This window comes from Streptomyces sp. SID12501 (assembly GCF_010550245.1).
Taxonomy (GTDB): domain Bacteria; phylum Actinomycetota; class Actinomycetes; order Streptomycetales; family Streptomycetaceae; genus Streptomyces.
In genome coordinates this window covers 1-443 of the sequence record NZ_JAAGLU010000643.1, presented here as the reverse complement: position 1 = coordinate 443, position 443 = coordinate 1, and the positions used below count along the sequence as shown (strand labels likewise).

Annotated in this window: 1 protein-coding gene; it reads right to left on the bottom strand. The window is 70.4% G+C overall.

Annotated features, from left to right (window positions below; translation table 11 throughout):
• Positions 1-209: 209 nt before the first annotated feature.
• Entirely contained in the window at positions 210-422 is a 213-nt protein-coding gene (locus tag G3I71_RS47695) for a DUF3073 domain-containing protein (protein WP_046529151.1), read from the bottom strand.
• Between the last annotated feature and the right edge of the window lie 21 nt (positions 423-443).

Genomic DNA, 443 nt, shown 5'->3' with positions numbered 1-443 from the left:
ACGTACGAACGGTCGACGACGGACCCCGGGTGCAGGTCGGCGCCGCCCCGACGAGGCGGCGCCGACGAGCGCACGACGACAGCACCTCCGTCGTCGACGCGGTGCGCGCTCGAGGCACGACGACGTCGACGGTGTGCTCACACGTCAGTGTCGGACGAGAGAAGCCGACGGGTGCCGAGGGGAACCGCACCCGTACGACCCGAGCGCGGTCAGCGCTCGTCGTCCTCCGAGGGCCAGCGGTCCCAGCCGGCGGGCTCGCTGTCGTCCGTGTCCACCGCGCTGCGGCGGCTGTCCGTGACGACGTCGTTGTGGCGGCGAGACGAGAGCTCCTGCTCGAGAGCCCGGTAGTTCGTGTCGGGGCTGAAGTACTTCAGCTCCCGAGCGACCTTCGTCTGCTTTGCCTTCTGACGGCCGCGCCCCATGGCATCGACCCCCTCTAACGT

Bases quoted from the DNA above. Each gene is read 5' to 3' on its own strand.
- G3I71_RS47695 (WP_046529151.1), bottom strand. From the start codon at position 422: ATGGGGCGCGGCCGTCAGAAGGCAAAGCAGACGAAGGTCGCTCGGGAG.